This is a genomic window from Dietzia sp. SLG310A2-38A2, from assembly GCF_014145095.1.
Lineage (GTDB): Bacteria > Actinomycetota > Actinomycetes > Mycobacteriales > Mycobacteriaceae > Dietzia.
This window is the reverse complement of record NZ_JAALDX010000551.1, coordinates 16,785-17,086: the sequence shown is the minus strand read 5'-3', so window position 1 is coordinate 17,086 and position 302 is coordinate 16,785.

Sequence of the window (302 nt, the reverse complement as noted above, 5' to 3'; positions counted from 1 at the left end):
ACGGAACAGCCCCGCCTGCGCGGGGACGGCCTCTCGCCCGACACCGTCACGAACCGGCACTGGGGAACAGCCCCGCCTGCGCGGGGACGACCCGACCACTGGATCAACTCGTACCGCCCGCCCGGGAACAGCCCCGCCTGCGCGGGGCCGACCGCGAACCGCCGCAGTGACCACACGCTCCCGACGGAACAGCCCCGCCTGCGCGGGGACGACTACCGTTGGGACATCAACACGACCGGTTGGGCCGGAACAGCCCCGCTTGCGCGGGGACGACACGATCCGTCGGTGGGGGCGATCATCGA